This window comes from Desulfosarcina alkanivorans (assembly GCF_009688945.1).
GTDB lineage: Bacteria > Desulfobacterota > Desulfobacteria > Desulfobacterales > Desulfosarcinaceae > Desulfosarcina > Desulfosarcina alkanivorans.
Window position 1 is genome coordinate 6379411 of record NZ_AP021874.1, and the last position, 25460, is coordinate 6404870.

The 25460-nt window shown below is 52.8% G+C and carries 16 protein-coding genes; 9 read left to right on the plus strand and 7 right to left on the minus strand.

Features of this window, described 5'->3' with window-relative positions; all coding sequences use genetic code 11:
• Positions 1-20 precede the first annotated feature (20 nt).
• The 6 genes from DSCA_RS27715 to DSCA_RS27740 all read right to left on the minus strand — a co-directional run bounded on the left by DSCA_RS27715 (position 21) and on the right by DSCA_RS27740 (position 5182).
• Positions 21-785, minus strand: a complete 765-nt coding sequence (locus DSCA_RS27715) for an NAD-dependent deacylase (protein ID WP_155319527.1) — start codon at positions 783-785, stop codon at positions 21-23.
• Positions 786-944: 159 nt separating this feature from the next.
• Complete coding sequence (locus DSCA_RS27720) at positions 945-1784, minus strand: MBL fold metallo-hydrolase (protein WP_155319528.1); 840 nt, start codon at positions 1782-1784, stop codon at positions 945-947.
• 21 nt (positions 1785-1805) lie between these two features.
• Positions 1806-2639 carry a 50S ribosomal protein L11 methyltransferase gene (locus DSCA_RS27725; protein WP_231716562.1) on the minus strand — a complete coding sequence of 278 codons (834 nt, stop codon included), beginning with the start codon at positions 2637-2639 and terminating at the stop codon, positions 1806-1808.
• 13 nt (positions 2640-2652) lie between these two features.
• The gene (locus DSCA_RS27730; RefSeq protein ID WP_155319530.1) at positions 2653-3330 is read right to left on the minus strand and encodes a CBS domain-containing protein; all 678 of its coding nucleotides are present in this window, start codon (positions 3328-3330) and stop codon (positions 2653-2655) included.
• A 62-nt stretch (positions 3331-3392) separates the two neighbouring features.
• A complete protein-coding gene (locus DSCA_RS27735; protein ID WP_155319531.1) occupies positions 3393-4343 on the minus strand; it encodes a histone deacetylase family protein in 951 nt (316 codons plus the stop codon).
• 89 nt (positions 4344-4432) lie between these two features.
• Positions 4433-5182, minus strand: a complete 750-nt coding sequence (locus DSCA_RS27740; RefSeq protein WP_155319532.1) for an ATP-binding protein — start codon at positions 5180-5182, stop codon at positions 4433-4435.
• A 565-nt stretch (positions 5183-5747) separates the two neighbouring features.
• On the opposite strand from DSCA_RS27740, the gene DSCA_RS27745 reads away from it, so the two are divergent.
• From DSCA_RS27745 to DSCA_RS27775, 7 genes are all read left to right on the plus strand, one after another.
• The gene (locus DSCA_RS27745) at positions 5748-6065 is read left to right on the plus strand and encodes a phasin family protein (protein ID WP_155319533.1); all 318 of its coding nucleotides are present in this window, start codon (positions 5748-5750) and stop codon (positions 6063-6065) included.
• A 10-nt stretch (positions 6066-6075) separates the two neighbouring features.
• The gene (locus DSCA_RS27750; RefSeq protein ID WP_155319534.1) at positions 6076-7773 is read left to right on the plus strand and encodes an ABC1 kinase family protein; all 1698 of its coding nucleotides are present in this window, start codon (positions 6076-6078) and stop codon (positions 7771-7773) included.
• Positions 7774-8444: 671 nt separating this feature from the next.
• Positions 8445-15893 carry an Ig-like domain-containing protein gene (locus DSCA_RS27755; RefSeq protein WP_167527983.1) on the plus strand — a complete coding sequence of 2483 codons (7449 nt, stop codon included), beginning with the start codon at positions 8445-8447 and terminating at the stop codon, positions 15891-15893.
• Positions 15894-15916: 23 nt separating this feature from the next.
• Positions 15917-16504 (plus strand): carboxypeptidase-like regulatory domain-containing protein, encoded by a 588-nt coding sequence (locus tag DSCA_RS27760; RefSeq protein ID WP_155319536.1) that lies wholly within the window; start codon positions 15917-15919, stop codon positions 16502-16504.
• Between the two features lie 121 nt (positions 16505-16625).
• A complete protein-coding gene (locus DSCA_RS27765) occupies positions 16626-17825 on the plus strand; it encodes an IS4 family transposase (protein ID WP_155319537.1) in 1200 nt (399 codons plus the stop codon).
• 82 nt (positions 17826-17907) lie between these two features.
• Positions 17908-19311, plus strand: coding sequence for an IS1380 family transposase (locus DSCA_RS27770; protein WP_155315350.1), 1404 nt, complete (start codon positions 17908-17910; stop codon positions 19309-19311).
• Positions 19312-19991: 680 nt separating this feature from the next.
• Entirely contained in the window at positions 19992-20582 is a 591-nt protein-coding gene (locus DSCA_RS27775; RefSeq protein ID WP_155319538.1) for a peptidase associated/transthyretin-like domain-containing protein, read from the plus strand.
• Positions 20583-20622: 40 nt separating this feature from the next.
• Here the strand turns inward: DSCA_RS27775 and tnpC are convergent, their stop codons facing one another.
• Entirely contained in the window at positions 20623-22014 is a 1392-nt protein-coding gene (gene tnpC, locus DSCA_RS27780) for an IS66 family transposase (protein WP_155314961.1), read from the minus strand.
• 130 nt (positions 22015-22144) lie between these two features.
• On the opposite strand from tnpC, the gene DSCA_RS27785 reads away from it, so the two are divergent.
• Together DSCA_RS27785 and DSCA_RS27790 are read left to right on the plus strand one after the other, a co-directional pair.
• Positions 22145-24319: a hypothetical protein gene (locus DSCA_RS27785; protein ID WP_155319539.1), complete on the plus strand. Its 2175-nt coding sequence runs from the start codon at positions 22145-22147 to the stop codon at positions 24317-24319.
• Between the two features lie 231 nt (positions 24320-24550).
• Positions 24551-25456, plus strand: coding sequence for a hypothetical protein (locus DSCA_RS27790; protein ID WP_155319540.1), 906 nt, complete (start codon positions 24551-24553; stop codon positions 25454-25456).
• Positions 25457-25460 lie beyond the last annotated feature (4 nt).

Below are 25460 nucleotides of genomic sequence, written 5' to 3' on the forward strand. Positions count from 1 at the left end.
GTCGGGTCATGGGGATGATACTATCGGTTGTCGGGAAGGGGCATCCGCTGCCGGATTGCCGCCGCCAGCCGGGGCATGATGCTGCAGGCGTTTCCCAGCAGGGGCAGGTTGCTGATGCGAGAGGTGAGCGGCGTGGGTTCCGGATTGATTTCGATGATGACGGCGCCGTTGTCCTTGGCGATGAAGGGCATGGTGGCGGCCGGCTGGACCATGGCCGAGGTGCCGATCACCAGCATGACATCGCAGGCCGCCGATAATTTCTGGGAGCGGATCAACGCCTCGTGGGGAATCATCTCACCAAAAAAGACACAGTCCGGCCGAAGGATACCGCCGCAGCGGCATCTCGGTGGTATCTGTGCGAGGTCCACCCGGGAGGTTTCAATGCTTCGGTTGCAGTCCAGGCAGCGCTGCCAGGCAAAATTCCCGTGAAATTCGATGACGTCGCTGTTCCCTGCCATCTGATGCAGGCCATCCACATTCTGGGTGATAACGGTCTTCAGGATGCCCAGTCGCTCCAGGTCGGCCAGGACGGTGTGCCCGGAATTGGGCCGGGCCTTGTCCAGAACCGTCTTCATATCCTTGATCAATAAATTCCATACCCCTTCCGGATCTTCCAGAAATGCGTCGATATGGGCGACTTTCATGGGGTCCATCTTTTCCCACAAGCCGCCTTTGCCCCGAAAGGGCGGGATGCCGCTTTCCACGGAGATGCCGGCGCCGGTGAGGGCCACGGCCGACGTGGCCCTGGCCAGAATGTCTGCGGAGCGTTCGATCAGGTCAGGCATGGCATGGGGGGCTGGTCGAAGCCAGGTATCGGTTGGTGTCTGCTTTTCTGATCATCATCATGGTCGGTCCGGTTAAAAAATGACAAATGGAAAAAGCCTAATGGTGGATGAAAATCGATTTTATACCTTTCCCTCGAATCCTCGACGCCGAGTTCAGTGTTACAACGTAAACGTCATGTCCCGTCCCACGGCAAAGCACTCCAGGGTCTGGTTCTCATCGGCAATGATCTGCCGGCAGTGGTCCACGATGTCATCCACCTGGTCGTCGGTGCGCTCCTGGTTCAGGTGGAACAGGCCCAGACGCCTGACGCCTGCCGCAAATGCCAGTTTGAGGGCGTCGGTGTATGAGGAGTGCCCCCACTCACGTAGTTTGCGATACTCGGCATTGGTGTACTCGCCGTCGTGGATCAGCAGGTCCGCCCCGGTGCAGAAATCCACATAGTCCTGGAAGGGAAGCCCGCCGGGATGAACGAACCCCAGTTCGTTGTCGGTAATGAAGACGAACGTTTTTCCGTTTTCGACGAATTTGTAGCCTTTGCCGGTATTGGGATGGCTGATGGGGATGGGCACCACGGTGGTCGACCCGATCTGAAATTCGGCCGGATGCCCCTCCTCCCAGACGACCTTGGCTTTGAGGTCCGAGTAGCGCACCGGGAAATTGGGCGGTGCCATCACCTTTGAGAACATGCTTTGCATGAATTTTTTGTGGAACGGGGCGCGGTGCATATGGATTTCGGAGCGGCTGAGAAACAGGGGCTTGAAGAAGGGGAACCCCATGAGGTGGTCCCAGTGGCCGTGGGTGAGCAGGAAATTGTAGCGGTAGCGGCCCTGGTCGATGAGCTGGTTGCCCAGCCGCCGGATGCCGGTGCCCGCATCGACGATGATGATATCGTCGCTGTCGGTGCGGATATCCATGCAGGTGGTATCACCGCCGTACTTGATGTACTCCTTTCCGGAGACGGGTATGGAACCTCTGGAGCCCCAGCACGTGATGTCCATGGTCAGTTCTACCCCCGCAGATCAATATGATTCACCGTAGAAGGTGTGCCAGATGCCATCCCGGCTCCATCGGCGAACAATCTTCACCGGAAGATCGGCCAGCACCGATTCGATACGTGCGGCCTCACTGCGCATCAGCCCGGACAGGATGAAGCGCTTTTTTCCCAGAAAACCCCTGGTCCGAATCAGGTTTTTCATGACGTCGTAATGGATATTCGATACCACAAGGTCGCTCGTAAAGTCCATAAATTTCTCGGCATCCCCCTGTGCCACGAGTATCCGGTCCGTCAGTCCGTTCAGTTCCACATTTCTCCATGCGGTCCGGGCGGCCAGCAGGGTCAGGTCCGTTGCCAGGACTTTCTGGCAGCCCATCCGGGCCGCCGCCAGTGCCAGCAGGCCGGTCCCCGTACCCAGGTCCAGGGCGGTGCGGATGGTCCGGTCCTCAACGGCCAGTTGGAGCGCCTCCAGACAATCCCGGGTGGTCGGGTGGGTGCCGGTACCGAAAACGACGCCCGGGTCAAGAATGATCGTGGTGTCTGCGGATTTCTCATCCACGGCGAACCACGGCGGAGAAATGGTAAAATGACCGATGCGGCAGGGCACGATTTCTTCCCCCTGCCACTGGTCATAGGTCATGTGGTAGTGGTCCAAAAGCTTCAGCCCGGCCAGGCGGCTGACGGTCGTTTCCACCAGGGGCTTGTTTGGCCGGGTGAAAAAGAGAAACGAGAACTCCCCTTCCTCCCAGCTGCCGATATAGTGCTCCGGTTTAAAATCCCGACCCGGCCGGAATCGTCCTGACAGGTAGTAGATGTAAAGGTCCCGGTAGGGATTGGCGGCAACGGGTGCGGGCATCATCGTCACGGTCGGTTCAGGGCTTTTCAGGCAGCTTGTCCAGGTACCAGTCCATGGGGTCGATCATTTTGTATCCCATGCCGGTGAGCTTTTTTTTCACTTTGGACACATTGTTGGTGAGCAGATAGGGAAACACCGCCCGGTGGCCCGCTTCCCAGGTCCGGGCCACCAGGACACTGCCGAAGGAGATATTTTCTTCGGTGATGGCGTCCACGATCTTCTTCAGCTGCCCGATTTTCTCTTCCACCTCGATGCCCACCAGCGTCCCCGGCTGGCCGATGCCCAGGACATTGACGAAGGCCCGCAGCAGGTCCCGGACGGAAAGGATTCCCTTGAGCTTGCCGTCGTCGTCCACCACGGGAAAGGCGCCCACTTTGGCTTTCTGGATCATCAGCAGGGCGTCCTGAATGGTATACATGGGGGAGATGGTCTTGGGGTCGCGGGTCATGATATCTTCGACTTTAAGATGCGCCAGCCGTTCCCGCTCCTCCGCGATACCCTTCTCCTTGATCAGGCTGTAGGGCATGGCGCTGCGAATGTCCCGGTCGGTGACGATTCCGATCAGGCGGTTGTCGGCATCCACGATGGGCAGGTGCCGGATGCCGTTGGCCGCCATTTTTTCCTGAGCCTCGAAAACGGACGCATCCTTTTCAATGGTAATGACTTTTGAAACCATGGATCGGCTGACAAACATGTTGTTATCCTCCAGGCAATCAGTGGTGAATGTTCATTCTTAGTAAATTCTGCCAACCGCTTTCAACTGTCGAGCAGAATCCTGACGTGATTGGCGGCCAGTTCCCCCAGTCGCTCCAGGCAATAGCCGCCTTCGAGAACCGAAATCACCCGGCCGGCGGCATGTTGGTTGCCCAGTTTCATGATCGTTTCCATGATCCAGGTATACCCCTCGGTGGAGAGGCTGACGTCAGACATGTCGTCGTCCCGATGACCGTCGAAGCCGGTGGAAACGATAATCACTTCCGGTTTGAACTGGTCGAAGGCCGGCAGCAGGTCCTCCCGGATCGTTTTTTCGTAGACGTCGTCCCCCTGGCCGGGCAGCACCGGTGAGTTTTTCGTGAACCCCTGGCCGTTCTCGGCGCCCTCCTCGAACTCGCGGCCGGTGCCCGGAAACGCGAAGGAAGGGTGCTGGTGGATGGAGTAATAGAATACGGTGGGGTCATCCTCGAAGATGTGCTGGGTCCCATTGCCGTGGTGGACGTCGAAATCAATGATTCCCACCCGCCCGATGCCGTGTTCCTTCTGCAGGTAGCGGGCGGCGATGGCGACGTTGTTGAAATAGCAGAAACCCATGGCCTGGTCCCGCTCTGCATGGTGCCCGGGCGGCCGGACGGCACAAAAGGCGTTGTCCAGCTCCCCCGCCATGATCCGCCTGGCGACATCCAGAATGCCGCCCACCGCCAGGAATGCCGTTTCGTAAGTGTCCACGCACATCTGGTTGTCGGGGTAATCGAAAGTCCGGTTGCCGGACAGGCAGACCTCTTCAAAGCGGCGGATATAACCGGGGTCATGGACCGTTTCGATCCACTTGAGTTCGGCACGCGCTGCCGGGACGAGGGTCAGCCGGTCCAGCAGCCCGGCATCCTTGATGCCGTTGTACACCGCGGTAAGGCGATCGGCCGTCTCCGGGTGATAAGGGCCCGTGTCGTGAAGCAGGTACCTGTTGTCATGCAAATAGCCGGTTCTTTTCATAGGCGTCCTCGTCCGGATTTAGGGTTTGCAAGCGGTTGTCACTGCCGTAATGGGTCCATACGGGTGCCGGGTGGGACTGCCGTACCCGTTCAGGGAATGATTTTGTCGAAGATGGAATACGCCGCCTTCAGGGCCGGGTTGTTCTCGTCGATCTCGACGGTCGGGCGCCCGTTCAGGTCGAATTCGTAAACCTGTTCATCATCCGGGATCACCCCGGCCAGTTCCAGGCCGTCGTTGTCGATCATCTGCAAGACTTCATCGGAGGGTTCGCTTTTGGCCTGATTGATGATGATGTAGGATTTTCCCATGCCGATGTTCAGATCCTTGGCCAGTTTATGGATTCTCAGGCCGGCCTGAAGCCCCCGGCGGGAGGTGTCGGTGACGATCAGCAGCACGTCCATGTTTTTGGTGGTGAGCCGGCTCAGGTGTTCCATGCCCGCCTCGTTGTCCATCACCAGGTAGGGGTAGTTCCCGGACAGCCGTTCCAGGAAGCCGGTCAGCAGGGTGTTGGCGGCGCAGTAGCAGCCGGCTCCCTCGGGCTGGCCCATGACCACCAGATCGAAGTTCTTCTGTTCCATGATGGCCTGCTCCAGCTTCATGGAGATGAACACATCCTTGGTCATGCCGCTGGGCACGATTCCCTTTTTCATCTCTTCCCGCGCGTTGCCCAGTGTTTCGGTCACCTCCAGGCCCAGGATTTCATTCAGATTGGCGTTGGCATCGGCGTCGACAGCCAGTACGGGGGACTTTCCCCGGCTGACAAGGTATTTGATCAGCATGCCGGAGACGGTGGTCTTTCCGGTCCCTCCTTTTCCGGCCATGGCAATGGATACGGGCATAATCGTGCGCTCCTTTTCAGTATCCGCCCCGAAATGCCGTCCTGCGGCCCGGCCCGGTGTTCTCGCGATTCGGGAATCCCCGACGCAGCGCTGCCGAGTCTGCGGTTCACCAATCGCTTCGGCCTCGATCCGGACCGCCCCCCGGTCATTGTCGGGCGGATGCTCGATTGAATATGGACTGTATTGGCCGGACGGCCCATCGCCGCCGGACAATCTTCGAATGATTAAGACAGTTGGGAAAAACAGTCAAGCAGATTGTCCCGCCTCTTTTTTCCTGCGGCGGGGCCGTTCGGGCATTGGTTGGCCGATGTCGTCAAATCTCCCGGAGGACGCTTTCCATCCGCGAAATGCCTATATCTGGTGTAAAGCAAATACCTTGCTATGGCCGGGGCCTTGTGGTAATTTATGCCCACCGTTTCCCCGGTCGGATGTGGGCCCGACGGACGGGATTCACCATCGCTTTAAACCCGTCACGATGCAGCATCCTGCAGCCGGCGGACCTGGCCCCTTCGCAGGCCGGTTTGACAATCAATTTTTCCGATATCAATAAAACAAGGAGACACCGATGTTTGATCTGGTCAGAAAGAGCATGCTTGCCGGCGTGGGCCTGGCCCTCAAAGCCTGGGACGAGGTGGAGGACCTGGCCAAGGAGGTGGCCGAGCAGAGCAAGATGACGGAAAAAGAAGGCCGCAAATTTATCGACGAGATCCAGGACCGCTACGAGGACGCCCAGAAGAAACTGGAAGAGCGCGTGGAGAAGAGTGTCAAGGATCTTCTCAAGAAGGCCGACGTGGTGACCCAGGATGATCTCAAGGGGTTGAAAAAAGAGATCCGGGATCTCAAGAAACTGATCAGCAGCCAGGGCGGCGAGGAAAAGCCCTGAAACGGCCCGGATGATCAGCATACGCAAAATTGGTGTCATCGGCCGCACCTATCGAAACCTGAACCGCTACCGGCAGATTCTGGCGGTGCTCTTCAAATATGGTTTCGATGATATCGTTGAGTTGTTGAAGATCGATCAGTACATCGAGATCGGCCTTCAGGTCATTTCGCGCAAGCGCGGTGAACGCGTGGAGCGCCTTTCCCGGGCGGTCCGGGTGCGGCTGGCCATCGAGGAACTGGGGCCCACCTACATCAAGATGGGCCAGATCCTTTCCACCCGTCCGGACCTGGTGCCCGTGGATTTTATCCGGGAACTGGCCCGGCTCCAGGACAAGGTGCCCGCCTTTCCCTTTTCCGATGTCCGTCGAATTATCCGTGACGAGACCGGCCACAGCGCCGATGACCTGCTCGACAGGCTGGATCCCGAGCCCCTGGCATCGGCCTCCATCGGCCAGGTTCACCGGGCCCGGCTCAAGGACGGTGACGAGGTGGCGGTCAAGGTCCAGCGGCCGGGGATTCGAAAACTCGTGGAGGTGGACCTGGAGATCATGCTCCACCTGGCCACCCTGGCCGAGCGCCACATCGAGGAGCTGGCCCACCACCGGCCGATGAAAATCGTCGAGGAGTTCGCGCGGTCCATCGAAAAGGAGATGGACTACACCCTGGAAGCCACCAGCATGGAGCGGGTGGCGGCTGCCTTTCTCCACGACGAGTCGGTCTACATCCCCAAGGTGTACCGGGAACTCACCACCGAACGGGTGCTGGCCACCGAATTCGTGGACGGCATCAAGGTTTCCCTGCTGGACCGGCTGGATGAAAACGGATACGACCGCCGGTTGATCACCCGGCGCGGCGCCGACATCCTGCTGACCCAGGTCTTCGAGCACGGCTTTTTCCACGCCGACCCCCATCCCGGCAATCTTTTCGTCCTGCCCAACAACGTGGTCTGCCTTCTGGATTTCGGCATGATGGGCACCGTGGACCGCAAAACCCGCGAGGCCTTCGTGGAACTGGTGGATGCCGTGGTGCGCCGCGACGAAGCGCGCACCACCCAGGTGCTGCTCAAGCTGACCCTGTGGGACGAGGAACCCGACATGCGCCGGCTGGGAAAGGACGTGGCCGATTTCATGGGGGAGCATCTCTACAAGCCGCTCAAGGACATCCGGATCGGCCGGCTCCTGCAAAACATGCTCGAACTGGCCGCCGGTCACCGGCTGCGGATCCCGCCCGAGATCTTCCTGATGATGAAGGCCATCAGCACCGTCGAAGGGGTGGGCCTGGCGCTCGATCCCGATTTCGACATGATCGTCCACGCCGAACCGTTCATCAAGCAGGTGAAACTCTCGCGTTTTTCTCCCAAACGGCTGGGCAGCGACGCCCTGAGTATTTTTGGCCAGTACATGGACTTCGTCCAGGAGTTCCCCAAGGACCTGCTGGAGATCACCCGCACCATCCGGCAGAAGAAGTTCACCTTCATGCTGGAGCTCAAAAGCATGGAGAGCATGCTTCACACCCACGACCAGATCAGCAACCGCATCTCCTTTTCCATCATCATCGCCGCCCTGATCATCGGCTCGGCCCTGATCGTCATCTCCAAGACCCCGCCGCTGTTTTACGGTATTTCCATGATCGGCATCATCGGATTCCTGGCCGCGGCTGTCATGGGCATCTGGCTGCTGGTGGCGATTATCAAGAAGGGGCGGTTGTAGGTTCGTGACAAATTTTGTCAATTCTTTTAGCACCAAATGTCAAACAAGGCCCCCAACAGCGGGAATCATTTTTTTTAACCGGTTGTAACCTTTTTATATCCCCTTCTTTTTTACATTCGGTACAATCCCTGCAGAAGACACACCTACTGAATCGAATTACTCCTCATCACCGTTGACCCAGGAAGATTTCTGCCTCGAACCCGATTTTCATGATCCCGTGACACAGGTATGTCGGCTTTTCCCTGACCTTCCCGCCTCAAAAAGATGGGTTGCAGGGCTCATGCGGCACAGAAACTGTTTCGGGTTGGCGTCTTTTCGCCATCTTCTGTCTCGCATTGGAATATGTATCTAATGTTGAAGGGGGACTGATAATGTGGAAGAGGTGTTTTTTTCTTCTTGCTGTTCTGGTGGTTTGGTGCGGTGTTTCGGACCCCACATACGCCGGAGACCAGATCGATTTTAAGCCCGCCGATTATACAATCAGCAAATGGCACGTGCATCTTTCCCACAAAACCGTAAAAGCGAATGATCCGGGAGAGCGTTTTATCGTCATCAGAAAAAACACCCCTCACAGACTGATACGAGGCGGCTTTCTTGTGTTTAACCGGAAAGTTATCTCTTTGCGTGAGTTTCTCAGGGGGGATGGGACCATTCTCTCCAGGAAAGTGAAAATGAAATCCCGCAACAGACTGGTGGTTTTTCTCAGAGGCACACCCGGCGCCTCGGTAACTATTGAGATCAGAAAAACTGGCAGCCCGGGTCCTCCGCCGCAGGTTGTTTTCTCGGCTGAGCCCGTGGCCATTCATTCCGGAGAGTCGTCTGTGCTGACATGGACGAGCACCAATGCCGATTCTTTGTCCATCGATCAGGGCGTTGGCCCGGTCGACCCTGTCGGATCAATTTTTGTCTCACCTTCCCAGACCACCACCTACACCCTCACAGCCGTCCATTCAGGAGGAACCACGACCGCCAAGGCAACGATTGCTTATGAAAATAGCGCTCCGGAGGCCGTTGATGATGCCGTGACAACAGATGAAAATACACCCGTGACCACGACCAACGTGATTGCCAACGATATGGATATCGACGGGGACGATCTCACGCTTTCGGGATTCACCCAGGCGGCCAACGGCACGGTCACCAGCCTTGGGGATGGCACGTTCACCTATACGCCCGACTATGGATTCAGCGGTGAGGACCATTTTTCCTATACCGTCGGTGATGGTCATGGGGGGTGGGGCACAGCCGCGGTCGCCGTTCAGGTTGTTCCAGGTATGCTGTCGGTGGAAATCGCCAGCCCGGCCGCAGGGCAGGCGTTTTCCGAAGACAGCATCACCGTAACCGGCAGGGTGAACCGGACAGGCGCATCCATCTTCGTCAACGGGATTGCCGCAACACTCACCGGCAACGGCTTCGTGGCAATAAACGTTCCTCTCGTACCGGGGATCAACACCATCAGCGTCCTGGCCGAAGACGGTGGTGACACGGCCGTGGCCAGCACATCCGTAATGTCGCTGGCGACAATTGATCTCAATCCGGTTCTGATAGAAGTCGCACCCGGTACTGAGAATGACGGCTCACCCAAAGTATCCGGCCAGGCCATGATCACGGTGGCCAATAAAGGCAGCCGCGCCGTTATCAGTCCCTTTCATATCGTCCTGTTTGAAGACACCAACCTGAGCCGCGGTTATGAAGAAGCGGAAGATAACCGATTGGGCGAAGCCCACGTCTCAAACGGACTCGGTGCCGGTGAGGCCTCCAATGTTTCTATCGATTTTGCCGGTCAATTGTTGTTTCGTGACAACCGGATATATGTCTTTGTCGACAGCGCCGGCGATGTTCAGGAATCGGACGAGGATAACAATATCATCGCCACCGGGACCGGCGCTATGGACCTCAGCGCGTCTCTGTTGCAATCGGACGAAGCCGGTTGCCCCGACGGGGTTGGTTTGACCGTGCGTATCGGCAATTCCGGTGAAACGTCCATTCACAGTGGTATACCGGTCGCCTTCTATGATGGTGAACCGGGAGGCTCCGGCATGCTGATCGGAACGGTCAGGACGACCCAGGCCCTTGATTCCGGCCAGTATGAGGATGTAACCCTTCAGTGGCCAGATCCGCCGGTCGGGGAGACAGTCATTTGTGCCCGGGCTGACGACGACGGCACCGGAACCGGCAGCCTGGGTGAAACCGATGTGGCAAACAACCAGGTCTGCGCCCAAATGGCCGTCTGCACATCTCCGCCGTCCTGCATGGACGGGATATCGGGGCGGGTTGTCGATGCATTGACAGGCGATTTTCTTCCCGGCGTCACGGTTTTTCTCCATGGGGAGGAAAACGGAAACCGGGGCGCGGCCATCAACCAAACCGACTCGGACGAATATGGCGGATTTGTTTTTACGGGGGTCAATCCCGGCGTTTATGTCCTGGTGGCCGATCAACAGGGATATATCGAGGGGCAGCGCAGGGTTGTTCTGGCTCCCGATGAAATCCTCGTTCATCGCGATGTGGTGTTGTCGCCAGTTTTGAATCCGGGTGAGTTTCGCGTTGTCCTGACATGGGGAGAACACCCGATGGATCTCGAGGCCCACCTGACGGCACCGAATGCCGACGGCTGCAGGCACCACTGTTTTTACTGGAACCGCTCGATCTCCGGGGCCAGCCTCGACGTCGACGACAGGGAGTCCTTCGGTCCCGAGACCATCACCATTTCCCAGATGGATCCGGGAACCTACCGTTTTTACGTCCATGATTTCACTAACCGCAATTCTGCCGCCAGTACTGCTTTGGCCAATTCGGATGCAACCGTATCGGTTTTTTCCGGTTCCGGTGATGCACCATTGGTCTTTAGCCCCCCGGCCGAAGCCGGAAATGTCTGGCATGTCTTCAACCTGGATGGAAGCAATGGGACGATCATACCGATCGACAAAATGACCCATCAGACCCAGCCGGGCCAGATCGATTTCCCAAAAATTACCTCCTTTCCTCCTACCATCGCCACCACTGGAGAACCCTATGTATACCAGATCGAGGCCGTGGACCCGGACCAGGATACGCTCGTGTATACCCTTGTGGAAGGACCGGAAGGAATGGCCCTGGACCCGTTCAGCGGACTGATCGAATGGACACCCGGTGCTGGGCAGGGTGGATGGTTTGATGTGGCCGTCCGGGCAGATGACGGTCGTTGCGGGCAAAGCTCGCAAACCTTTCGTGTCTATGTGGCCTATCTTCCCGTGGTTCAGTTCGCGGTAGAGCCCTGTTCCGGTGTGAATCCAGGCGGCGAGATCACGCTGTCCTGGCAGGTTGAAAGAGCCGATACGGTCATGATCGACCCGGGCATAGGAGAGGTGTCGACCGAAGGCAGTCTCAACATTCAATCGCCTGACCAGCCGATTCGTTTCACGCTCACGGCGGTGAATGATGCCGGGCAGGTCCAACGATCCACTCCCCGATCACCGGCAATCACTAATTTCTCTGCAGAATGTGTCGAATTGCCTGGAGGTTCCGGTACATTGACCTGGGCCAGCGATTGTGCCGTCAGCTGCGTGATCGACCAGGGGGTCGGGACGGTATCCACCAGCGGTTCGTTGATGGTAACCCCCGCCGAGTTGCCTTCCACATATACGCTAACCTGCTCTAATGGCGCGGCAATGGCATCCGGAAGGATCTCGGTTGCCGGCTGCACCTCAAGTGCTGATATCAGCGTTTTTCCCGATTGCGGCTGGTCTCCCGGTGACCCGGTCACCTTGAGCTGGTCGGCCAGCGGCGTCGACGATTGTTCGATCGACTACGGAATCGGCAGCGTGCCTATCGCCGGCACGATGGAAGTCTTTCCGGACGAAGATCCGACAAAATACACACTTACCTGCAGCGGGGCTTCGGATTCCGTTGAGATTAAAAATCCACGAAGGGTTGAATTGGCTGCAAGCACAACTGCCTTGCTTCCCGGTGAAAGCACCGCCCTATACTGGAAGACGAATTGCATTGATACCTGCAGCTTCGATCAGGGGATCGGTGCGGTTCCGACAAGCGGCAGCCTTGTGGTGACGCCTGAACAGCTGCCGATCACATATACACTGACGGCCATCTATGACCAGTATACGCACACCATTCCCGTAACGATCAGTCTGCCCATGCCGGTTGCCACCTTTGCCGCCAGCCCGGCACAGATCAAAGCGGGTGAGTCCGCCACCCTGACATGGTCCACGGACCTGGCGGCATCGTGCACCATCGAACCGTATATCGGGGAAGTGCCTTTAAGCGGCAGCATCCCCGTTGCGCCGGATCAGACCACCACCTATACGCTGGTCGCTACCGGCCCGGGTGGTACCTCTCGGACAAACGCCACCGTCGCCTATGTCAAACCAACGGCTGCCATCTATGCCGATCCCGTGCATCTTGATGTGGTCGGCCAAACCACGACGCTTTCATGGGTGTTCAGCAATGCCGATACCTGCATGGTTGACCAGGGCATTGGTACGGTGCAACTGGGCGGAAGTCTGGTTGTCACTCCGGAAAAAAATACCACCTACACCATTACCGCCACGGGGCCCGGCGGCATGGCAAAAGACAGGGTTGCCGTTGTCTATCCCTCGCCCACGGTCGAGATTCATGCCGATCGGGAAATTCTCGATGAAGGCGAGACCGCCACGTTGACATGGACCTTCGGCAATGCCGATACCTGCAGCATTGATCCGGCCATCGGGGACGTGCAATCCGGGGGCAGTGTTGTGGTCGATCCGGAGCGGACCACCACCTATACCATCACGGCAGCGGGTCCCGGCGGTATCGCCAGGGACAGCGTCACCGTGACATGCCGGGCGCCCGCAGCGGCCATTCAGGCCAGTCCCGTAACAATCATCGAAGGACAGCCGGCCACCTTGAGCTGGCAGGCGGACCATGCAGCTACCTATGTAATCGCACCGGACCTGGGTCCGGTCGATTCGGTTGGGCTGGAAGAGGTTACGCCTGCCATTACAACATCTTATACCCTGACTGCATCGGGACGTGGCGGGACCATATCGGATCAGGCCGTGGTTACTGTGATCAATCCGCCATCGATCAGTGTGAAAGAACCGGATGGCCGCGACGATTCTGCCCATACCAACTATATTATCCGATGGACGGACACGGATCACGACAGCGACGCTGTGATTTCCCTGTACTATGACATCAACAGCAGCGGAGCTGACGGAACATTGATCGCCGGCGGGATCAGCGAAGATCTTGAGGGGCAAGCCGATACCTATGTATGGGAGACAACCGACGTCCCCCCGGGGGCCTATTATGTGTATGCGCGCATTGAAGACGGTGTCAACGATGCGGTGATCGCCTACAGTCGAGGGCCGGTTACGATAGACCATCAGGTCGCCAGTGAAATCAAACTGACCGCAAACGATGGCTTGGCCGATGACCATTTCGGCAGCACGGTGGCGATCGACGGCGATTATGCCGTTGTGGGTGCTCCCAACAGCGGTGATACGGGTGCCGTGTATGTTTTCCGGAAACAAGGCGCAACATGGGTCGAACAATGTAAGCTGACCGCTGGCGATGGCGCGCGGTATGACCATTTCGGGACAGCCGTATCCATTAGCGGTGATATGGTTGTTGTGGGCGCTCCCGGTGAAAATGATAACCACGGCGCCGTATATGTATTCAGGCATGACGGCTCGACCTGGGCCCATCAGGCCAAACTGATCGCAGGTGATGGGGGGGCATACGACCATTTTGGCACTTGTTTAAGCCTCGACGGCGATACATTAGTCGTCGGCGCACCGGATCATAATGGCGGCTCGGGGGCGGCCTATGTTTATACCATACAAGGAAACACCTGGTCTGAAACCATCAAGCTGGCTGCGGGCGAAGATGTGTTGGAAGGTCATTTCGGTACATCGGTGTCCACTATCGGTGACCTTCTGGCTGTGGGATCACCCTCTGTTGACAACCTGAAAGGCGCCGTTTTCATATTTCGGCGGGTTGGTTCCGCCTGGGAAGAGGATGCCCGATTGGCTTCCGGCAGCGCCACGAGATGGGAGCGTTTCGGTACATCCGTATCCATAGATGGTAAATATGCTATTGTTGGCAACAGCGGGCTCTGGGAGGCAATGGTTGACGGCGCGGCCTATATTTTTATGCATGACGGCACCGCCTGGGTTGAGCAGACCAAAATCAGCAGCTCAAGTGTCGGTGCCGGAGAAAGTTTCGGACAAAGCGTATACCTAAAAGGCGACATGGCCGCTGTGGGGCAACCGAAAGTGTGGAACGATGCCTGTGCAGTATATCTCTTCCAGCGATCGGGCTCCCAATGGGTTGCTCAGGACATACCGGATACTGGTGAAGGGGAGGGCGAAGAAGAAGCCCTTCCCGTTGAGGAAGAATCGTTTCCACCGAGTGAAGGGGGGGCTGACAGTGAGAGTGAAGGGGATACGGCAGCACCTTATGCCATACTGACCCCCAGCGACGGTACAGCCGATGATTGGTTCGGAAACTCTGTGGCCATGGACGATGACCATGTCATCGTTGGTGCTATGTTTGACGACGACAAGGGGGGCGATTCGGGTTCAGCCTATATCTTTCCGCTGTTATCTGTCAGCATAGAAACCAACCCTGTAAGCATTGATCTCGCTGACCCGTTTTCCACAACCACTGCCTTGTCATGGACATCGAGAGGTGCGGACACCATTACGATCGATCCGGATATCGGGGTCGTTTCGGCAAGCGGTTCGCTGACCATTGCTCCCCGGCAGTCAACCACCTATACGATAACCGGGGCCAGGGACGGGGTTACAGCCACCGACAGCGTCACCGTCACGGTGATTGATCCTTCCGTGTTGCCCACGGTGACCATCGGGGCGACACAAGAAACTGTTGCCCGGGGAGACTCGGCCATCTTGACCTGGTCGGCTACCAACGTTGCATCCGTAACCTTGGATAATGAAATCGGACCGGCGCCAATGACAGGCAATTTATTGGTTTTTCCAGAAGTAACGACAACTTACACCGTGACGGCCGTCAACGCAGCCGGAACCGCCACGGCCAACGTTACCGTAACGGTCACCGATCCGCTGCCCACGGTAGAACTGAGCGTTCAACCATTAGAAATAACGGCTGGAGAACCGGCTACGCTTGTCTGGGATTCGACCCATGTCGATGCGGTGACCATCGAACCGGGTATCGGGATGGCTGGTCCCAACGGTACGCTATCGGTTGCGCCCATGCAAACCACCACTTACACGATCACGGCCATTGGAACAGGAGGTACGGTCAGCCAATCTGCGACGGTTAGGGTCGATTCTCCCATCAGCATCAATATCGTTTCCCCAACAGACGGTGCATTCATCGAGGGCCCGGATGTGATGGTTCGGGGCTCCTTTGCCAGCACCGGCGGCAGCGAGCCCGGTATTCGTGTCAACGGCGTGGTGGCTATGGTTTATGGTAACGAGTTTGTCGTCAACAACGTTCCCCTTGAGCCGGGAACCAATACGATCATAGCAACAGCGATGGATATCAACGGCCATTCCCAGTCGGCCGATGTATCGGTAAGTGCTGCTGTCCCGGAGCATTATATTGAGCTTCATGCCAACATAACTTCGGGCAGCGCACCGTTGGATTTCTCGCTGCATATACGGGGAACATTTTCGATTCAGGATGCAATCATTACCTATACCGGTATCGCTCCTGTTGAACTGATGGAGGTCGAACCGGATGAATTCCAGGTCAGTATGATCGATGAGGGCATTGCCTGGTATACCGCCAAAGTGGTGCACGAAGGCGTGACCTACACGGATACGATTGCGGTTATGGTTGTTGATGTCGCCGAGATCGATGCCTTGCTGCAGCAGAAATGGGCGGATATGAAAAAGCGGCTCGGCAATGGTGACATTCCGGGCGCTTTGGAATATTTTTCTGAAGCCACCCGCCCAACGTTCGAATATAATTTCAATTTGCTCAATGCCCATTTGGATGAAATCATCGCTGGTATGCGGAGCATTACTTTGGTTAAAATCGAAGAGGATATGGCCGAGTACAATCTGGTAGGAGAGCAGGCTGGCCAACCTTTCTCTTTTTACCTGCTGTTTCAGAAAACGGGCGATGGTACATGGCGAATTGTAAATTTCTAATCTATTTGCTTTGGAGAACGACCATGAAAACCTACAAAGGCAATAGCTTGTTTTTCCTTAAATTGAAGATGGCCCTAACTCTGATGGTTATGGTTCCACTGTTTGCATCCTGTGGGATGCACTATAACATCAAGGGCAGCGTGGTTGATGCCCGGACCGGAGAACCGGTGGAAGGTGCTGTGGTGGCTATAAATTGGATCCGGTATAAGCTCGCTCCTCCAGGATATCCAACGCCAAAGGAGCGCTACGGCACCACCGAGGATGTCACCGATTCTCAAGGAATTTTTACCATCCCCTACTACCCCATCGGCACCCATTTTATGGGGATTTATAAAAAAGGATATGTCTGCTGGAGCAGTGATACTGTTTTCAATCCGCAAGGAAAAGACGAGGATGAGATGTTTGTTCGTCGTAGGGAAAAAGTTAGAAATGGTATGGCTGTTACCCTAAAACCTAAAACCCGTGAGTTCCCAACATACAAGCATGCGGCATTTGTTTATTTGCATGTTGATACTCAATTGTCAGCACCAAAACCTTTATTTGATAAAGTGACAGCAGAAGAGAGAGAAATATATATAAAGCATCACTGCTGTCCGGTTAAAAATTTTTAAACATGACTTAGGCTATTGAAAAAACTTTAAATATTAACAAAATTCAAAGGGATCGATTTGAATTTGCCGTTAGCTCCGTTTCGTGGTTTTTTGGCAGGAAAGTCGCGAAAGGAGCGTTATCATGAATCAAGGACAAACTATTTTTTCTCAGGTAATTGATTTCCTGCCAAAGAAGAAATTTCGCCAGTGTGTCAACCGGTACAACGGCAACCTCCGTACTCGCTCTTTTACCTGCTATGACCAACTTCTCTGCATGGCTTTCGCACAGCTGACCTATCGCGAAAGCCTTCGTGATATCGAATGCTGTCTGAGGGCCATGCGCGAGAAGCTTTACCATATCGGAATCCGGGGCAAAGTATCTCGCAGCACCCTGGCCGATGCAAATGAAAGCAGGGACTGGCGTATCTACAGCGACTTCGCTCAAATCTTGATCCATGAGGCGCGCCGGCTATATGTCGATGATGATTTCGGCCTTGAACTGAAAGAAACGGTCTATGCTTTGGATTCATCGACAATTGATCTGTGCCTTTCGACTTTTCCGTGGGCGCGATTTCGAAAAACCAAGGCGGCTGTGAAGTTGCACACCTTATTGGATCTACGTGGTGATATTCCAACATTCATTTGGATCACCGATGGCAAAGTTCACGACGTCAATGTGCTTGATCATCTGATTCCAGAGCCAGGCGCAATTTACATCATGGATCGTGCCTATCTTGATTTTCAGAGGCTGTACCATATGCACCAGAACTCAGCCGTATTTGTCACGCGTTCTAAAATCAATACGGGCCTTCGCCGGATCTATTCACACAAGGTTGATAAAACAACCGGTGTCAGATGTGATCAGACAGTTGCACCAACCGGCTATTACAGCAAAAAAGATTATCCAGAAAAATTGCGTCGCATAAAATACTATGATGCCGAAAAGGGCAGATCATTCGTTTTTCTCACTAATCAATTCTTGCTGCCGGCATTGACGATCGCTGAGTTGTATCGCTACCGGTGGCGAGTAGAAATATTTTTCAAATGGATCAAACAGCATCTGAGAATCAAAAAGTTTTTTGGCACATCTGAAAACGCTGTCAAAACCCAAATCTGGATCGCCATCTCAGCTTATGTTCTGGTAGCGATTATGAAGAAACGGCTGAAAATCGAATTAACTTTATACACAATTTTACAGATTCTGAGCATATCTCTTTTTGAGAAAAAAATGATTTATCAGGTACTTACAGAAACCGACTACAGAAACGAAATCACTAGTTCGCATATCCAACTGAAATTATTTCCTAAAATACGCGATTTTCATAAAAAAAGAGTCCTTTAAAATTGGATAACGTGTTATAATGCTTGTTAAAAACCGCCAAGTTTACAACAAGCGTAAACACACCCAATAGGTAAAGGACTCTATGAGCAAGCATAGCAAAAACTACCGACAAAATGAACTCAAAATTCGACGCATCGAAACGACTTCCGACCGGTTGACCGGAAGAGCCGGGCTGGCCCTGTTCGTGGCGTATATGCACGGCATTCAAGTTTTTGGCTGGTTCGACCGCTGGTTCGGATCCATCCGAAAAAACCGAAAAGGAATTGAGATTACAGAGCTTTTCAAACAAGTTCTCTGCTTTTTTGCCGATGGAACCAGTCGGCGCCTGGCATACTTCGACCAGATTTCCCGTGATGAAGGCTATGCCGGCAGCATTGAGACGCCAATCGAAGACATGGCCTCTTCTCATCAAATCAAACGCTTTTTCAAAGCATTCGCCTGGACGCGCGTCTTTTTGTTCCGCCGCCTTTTGCAGACCCTTTTCATCTGGCGTCTGCGGATTACGCAACCCGATGTGATCGAATTGGGTATCGATACGATGGTCATGGACAATGACGATGCAAAATGCCGGCACGGCGTGAAGCCCACATACAAGAAGAAAAAGGGCTTTCAGCCCCTGCAGATGAATTGGGGGCGCTTCATTGTCGATGCGGTGTTTCGTAGTGGGGACAAACATTCCAATCACGGCGATACGGTCCTGAATATGATCCGGCACATGGTTCTTAAAATCAGATGCGAATACCGTGGGGATGTGCCGATTATCATCCGCATGGACAGCGGGTTTTTCGACCAGAAAATCTTCGAGATTTGCGAAACGCTTCATGTCGGTTATGCCTGCGGCGGCAAGGTGTATAAAGACATCAAGCATATGGCGGACAACTGGGATTCGTCCAAGTGGAAACGGTTCGAATCCGGCAAGAAGAAAGCCTGGCAATATGCCGAGTTCGGTTGCCGGCAAGGCAACTGGAAACGGTTCCGCCGCGCGATTTTTTGTCGGTTGATGCACGATGACAGCAAACAGCTTTACCTTCCCGGCTTTCGCCCTGATACCGTCATTATCACCAACATCGGTCAAGGCCAGGCGATCGACGGTATGCTGGAAAAAGCTGGGGCGGTGGAATATCTGACCACCAATGGGCTCGTCGCCTGCTATCATGAACGCGGCAGCGACGAATTGGCCAACCGGGCGTTGAAGGATTTCGGTCACGAACAACTGCCTTTCAAACGATTCGCTCCCAATGCAGCCTGGTACTATATGATGCTGGTCGGTCATTTTCTGCTCGAATCGTTTAAACAAGATGTCAGTGCGCCGGTATTATCGATCGGTTCCTATGCCTCCACGGTGCGCAGACGGCTGATCGATATCGCCGGCAAGATTGTATCCCACAGTGGAGAAACGATTTTGAAGGTATCCAAGGCCTGTGCGGCAAGCCTCCGCTTGCCGGACCTGTTCGAACGGTGCCGCACAGCGCCGGTTATCGCATAACCGGCAGGAAAACAAAATTCGGAGTAAAACCGGCGGAGGGGTGCGCGTAAAAGCAGAGAAATGTGAACATATGCCTGAAATAAACTCGGTCAGGACGGCTTGTCCGGAGAAATAGTCTCAAATTCTCAGCCGATTCCGCTTTTTCTACCGTGTTTTACCAGGATACTTCTGTTCAAAACCAAAATCGCCTCGTTTAGGTATTTGAAAGTTAACCGGACACCACTGATAAAGCATATTGATGAAAAAAGGCGAAAGGGTAAAAAATGATTCGTTTTTGTATGTCCTTATATATATTAATCTTATTAACTGTATCTGTAGCATATGCGTATAACAATAAAATTACTCATCCTGAATTATCTAAGATTGCTTTTTTAAATACGAACAAGGCCGAGTACAATCTGGTAGGAGAACGGGCTGGCCAATTTTTTCCTTTCTACCTGCAGTTTCATAAAACGGGCGATGGTACATGGCGAATTGTTAACTTCTCAACTTTCGGGTTTCATTTTAAGTATCATAATTACAATAAGTTGTGGGTCAGCATCTCCAGGTTATTTGACCTTCTGAGTCTCTACTTTTAGCCGTAATTTTATATTAACTGTCTGTAATTGTATAATTTATTTGGTAAACGTGAATCCCGAAAGTTGAGTTAACTTCTAATCTATTTGCTTTGGAGAACGATCATGAAAACATACAAAAACAATAGTTTATTTATCCATAAATTTAAATTGTCCCTAACCCTGATGCTTATGGTTCCACTGTTTGCATCCTGTGGGGTGCACTATAACATCAAGGGCAGCGTAGTTGATGCCCGGACCGGAGAACCGGTGGAAGGTGCAGTGGTGGCTATCAAATGGATCAGGTACAAGCTCGCTCCTCCAGGATATCCTACGCCAAAGGAACGTTACGGTACTACCGAGGATGTCACCGATGCCGAAGGCAGCTTTACCATCCCTAAATACACCGTCGGTACTCATTTTATGGGGGTATACAAAACCGGGTATGTCTGCTGGAGCAGTGATACCATTTTTAACCCGAATGGGAAAAATGAGGATGAGATGTTCATTCACAGGTGGGAAAACGTGAAAAATGGGATGATGGTCGAGTTAGAACCGAAGGCTGAGGCTTTCCCATGGATTAAACACGCAAGCTTTAGTCTAAGCGTAGGGACAAAATTATCCTCACCAAAACCCAAGTTTAATGAAGCTGTTTTAGAAGAACACAAGATATATAAAAAATTTATTTTTGACAGAAAAAGAAAGGGTAAAAAATGATTCGTTTTTTGTACGCGTTCACGGGATATTCCCGTATGAATCAAATCCAGGAAAGGTCAGGCATTATATTACGAAAGTAGGAAGCAATACATTCCACGAGAAATGGGAACGTGGGCTTTTCATTTAAACGGCAGGTCTCTTTCAGTGACAAGATCCGCTCGACCCACCGATTACCCTTTTCGCTTTGGGTTCCCAGACTGCGTTTTCGCCACAGCACACCAAAACGTAAGGCCCGCTCAGCGCGATTATTTGTAGGTTCGACGCCATGGTGATCGAGAAAGGTCCACAGACTGTCCATTTCCCGTACGATCTGACGGGCAAGTCTACCAGCATCGGTCTTGTCCTCCTCCCAAAGGGAGACGGTGAACAAGAAGAACGTATAAAAATCCGACCACTGTTTTGAGTCGGGAGGTTCTTTGGCAAACGATACCAGTTGCCTCAGCCAGGCGGCGACGATTTCTCCGAAGCGGCGAAGGTCGGGTTTCTTTCTTTCCGTCAGGGCATCGGCCTTGCGGATCAGGTGAGCCAGGCAGGTTTGGCGGTGCACCCATTTTTGGTATAGGCCGTATCCATCACTGACCAGAATGCCGTTCCAATCCTGGATTAAGTTTTCGAAGGCCTCCTTAGACCGGTGTGGGTCGATACGATAAAATGCCACCCGTTCATTTACCATGGCCCACAGCCAGTGCAGATCATTTTGCTTAAACCAGGATGTTTCGTCGATGTAGTTACACCAAAAGCGTCGGGCGATCTGGCCGATGCGTTCGTAGACTGGCAATAGCGCATTTGAGGTGCGGTCGACAATTTTCTGGATGGTTCCGGTGGCAATGGGAATGTCTAATACAGATTCGCACAACTTTTTGACATCGTTTCGGCTCATGCCCTTGATGCCGCTCAGTTCACCGATAAAGGCGGTAAAACGAGGACCGTAACCGGTGGACATCTCAGGTGGCAGCATGGCTTTGACCACGTTACCGCAGTTAGGGCAATCGCATTGCTGGAGAAGATAGTGATTGACTTGCATTTCGATTTCGGGAAGCTCAATATGTTGATGTACGTAAAACGTTTTCATCTTTTCCTGATCGAAAGCCGAATGCCCGCATGAGCAACGTTGCGGGGTCAACCAATAGCTCTCGGTCGGGTCCAGCACTTGCTGCTGGTGCGGCTTATGGCCTTTCTGACCGCCTTTAGCCTTTTTGCTCTTTTTTTGCTTTCTCTTCTTCCTCGCAAAAGGTGGATCGGAAGACGGTGGCTTGCTGGAGTTGTGAGAATTTTTCCGGGTCCGAACCTCGAGCTTCTCGAGCCGTTTTTCGTGGAGTGCAATCCGCTGTTCCATATCGAAAAGCGTCCGTTCCAGAGCCATGATGTAATGACGCACCGGCTCTGGCGTCAGTTGCCAATCGAGTTCCGAAAAAGGTCTTTTGAGTGCCATGAAAAGCACCCTATCATAGCCAAAAAGAAAAATCTAGATTTATTTTGAATTATTCCAGATGGTTAGGAACCTTGCTTTTGTGTATTGATTTCGGGGACTTGCGAAGCCAATCGGACCATCAAAGTACCCCGTGAATGCTTACCGTTTTTTTATATCCTTTTACCTAATACTGACATTTTCTGCATCTGTAACATTTGCATACAACGATGAAATTACGCATCCTGTAATTTCGGAAAAAGCTCTGCTTGATTCGAATACTATAGAGAATAACTATTTATCAGAACAATTAGTGTTAAAAAACGGAGAAGATTATTCGATTAAAGGTAAAAAGCTTATCGAATGGCTCCAATACGGCGCAGAAATGGAAGACGACCCCATGTGCCGAGCATCCAATCACTTCCACAACCCTTACCTGGATTGGACCACATCCGGTCTTTCAGACACCCTAAAAATAGTAGACTGGTGGTGCTGGGGTACCAGCCCCTATCCACCGAACCAGATCTATTCCAATGTCACCTGGGCTACCGGCTTCATCGACAGAGGGTATATCGATCCCTATTCCGATGTTCAAGACTTCAACGCGTGGGACTGGGAAAGCGCTAGAAAGTATTACCTGGCTTATTTGACCGGATCGGATCTCGAAGTCGGCAATAACGTGGTCGTAGCAGATGAACAGAGAAGAAACCAATTTCTGACATATACGTTCCGGGCATTGGGCCAACTCATGCATCTGATACAGGATACCGCGGTACCGGCCCATGTCAGAAACGATTTTTCGCAAGGCCATACCCGGTATTTGGCGGAACGCGAATCAACCTGGAATATTTTAAAATGGTTCGGTAACCCTTTTGAGGACTACGTAAGGCGAAGAAATAAAACGAGTTGGTTTGATAAAGAGCCGGATAACGGGGATTTTCTGGATTTCAGGATTACCGATCTGTGGGATGCCAATATCCTTCGGGCCGACACGACACCAGACCAGTTGAGTCAAATAAACATGTCCTGTTTAGGCTTGGCCGAGTACACAAGCATCAATTTTTTAAGTATGTTTACCATGTTTAAAACAGATGGCGATGATGGTCCTCTTGTCTTCCCATACCCGAAGCCCGAGCATTGCGTTGTTTTCATGGAGAAGCCTCAAGATGTTCTAACGAACCTTGAACGGCAATATCTGGCCAATTGGAACGGCCATCCCGGAGAAACCATCTACAAACTAGCAGCTGTGGGTTATTTAAAATATTTCCGTGACGCTTATTTTCCCAATATATCCAATGAAAAACTGCCTGTAGCGTTAGATGACAACTGTTATGAAGAATATGCACAAAAACTTATCCCCCGAGCCATCGGCTACTCTGCAGATTTGCTGGATTATTTTTTCCGCGGCCAGCTATCGGTAACGACCATCCCCCGTTTTAACAACAATACGTTTAAAGATATCAAGTTGAATATCCAGAATACCACCGAAACACAGGAGTCCATGTTGGATGGCAATTTCTTTTTGCTAATCCATTATAAAAAAGAAAATGCAGATGTTTTCGTCCGCGCCGATCACACCCCTTATATCGGCGAACTTGCTTATCAGGACTCCATAGCGCTTTCATTCAAATTCACCACTGTTGAGCCCATTTTTGTTGAAGAATGGAAAGACGTTACCTTCACATTGGCATTTCAGGGCACAATGGGCAATGAAATAGATGCAGTTGTGGGAAAAGTATTCAAGCCGGAAGTAAAGGATCTTTTCATCGAAAATTGGGAAAATGGAATAGATAAAGATAAATGGCAGAATACAGGCGATGATGACGACGATTCCACCCAGACAGCAATCGATGGCCACTTGATCATGGAAAGCAATCAATCATCAAACCACGATGGCGTTAGTCGCATCAATTCTTTGGTCAAGGATTTTACCTCCGATGGCAGCGATGGCATACTTATTACGCAAACCACATATTTTCAGTTCAGTATTCCGAAAATGGAGTCTTATTTTGGAGACCACCCGGAATGGGCCAACCATGCTCTTTTGCTAAACTTCAATGACGATACTGTAATCGAATACTCTGGTGACGGCCGTTTACACAACTGGACCTCCTCGGATCTTCTGATTCCTCATGTATTTGACCCTGCGGAAAGAATTACCGACAATATTCACGAGCGGTTTGAAATCGGTGGTCACCCGATACCCGACCCGCTCTACCTGAAATCCATCCAGTTCATGCAATTGGCCTCTTTTGATACATTGAACGATTATTATTTCTACATGGATGTCGATGATATCCGTTTGTTTGATACGCAATGGGAAGAGTGATGAACTGTCATTCATATTAATTCCGATAAAAAGGTGCGAAGTGATGTTTTAGCGCTATCCTTAAATTTCAATATGTTATTTATGTCAAATCAATATCGGAATGAGGTTTGGTCATTTTTTAGAATTCATCAAATGTTTAAAAGATGAGAATGTCCCCTTTTTCCCCATATGGTGAGTATCGAACCGGATATCGGCATCGTCGATTCGGACGGTACGCTATCGGTTGCGCCCATGCAAACCACCACTTACACGATCACGGCCATTGGAACAGGAGGTACGGTCAGCCAGTCTGCGACGGTTAGGGTCGATTCTCCCATCAGCATCAATATCGTTTCTCCGGCAGACGGTGCATCCATTGATCGTCCGGATGTGATGGTTCGGGGCACCTTTGCCAACACCGGCGGCAGTGAGACGGGTATTACCGTCAACGGTGTATTGGCCATGGTTTATGGTAACGAGTTTGTCGTCAACAACGTTCCCCTTGAGCCGGGAACCAATACGATCATAGCAACAGCGATGGATATCAACGGCCATTCCCAGTCGGCCGATGTATCGGTAAGTGCTGCTGTCCCGGAGCATTATATTGAGCTTCATGCCAACATAACTTCGGGCAGCGCACCGTTGGATTTCTCGCTGCATATACGGGGAACATTTTCGATTCAGGATGCAATCATTACCTATACCGGTATCGCTCCTGTTGAACTGATGGAGGTCGAACCGGATGAATTCCAGGTCAGTATGATCGATGAGGGCATTGCCTGGTATACCGCCAAAGTGGTGCACGAAGGCGTGACCTACACGGATACGATTGCGGTTATGGTTGTTGATGTCGCCGAGATCGATGCCTTGCTGCAGCAGAAATGGACGGATATGAAAAAGCGGCTCGGCAATGGTGACATTCCGGGCGCTTTGGAATATTTTTCTGAAGCCACCCGCCCAACGTTCGAATATAATTTCAATTTGCTCAATGCCCATTTGGATGAAATCATCGCTGGTATGCGGAGCATTACTTTGGTTAAAATCGAAGAGGATATGGCCGAGTACAATCTGGTAGGAGAGCAGGCTGGCCAACCTTTCTCTTTTTACCTGCTGTTTCAGAAAACGGGCGATGGTACATGGCGAATTGTTAACTTCTAATCTA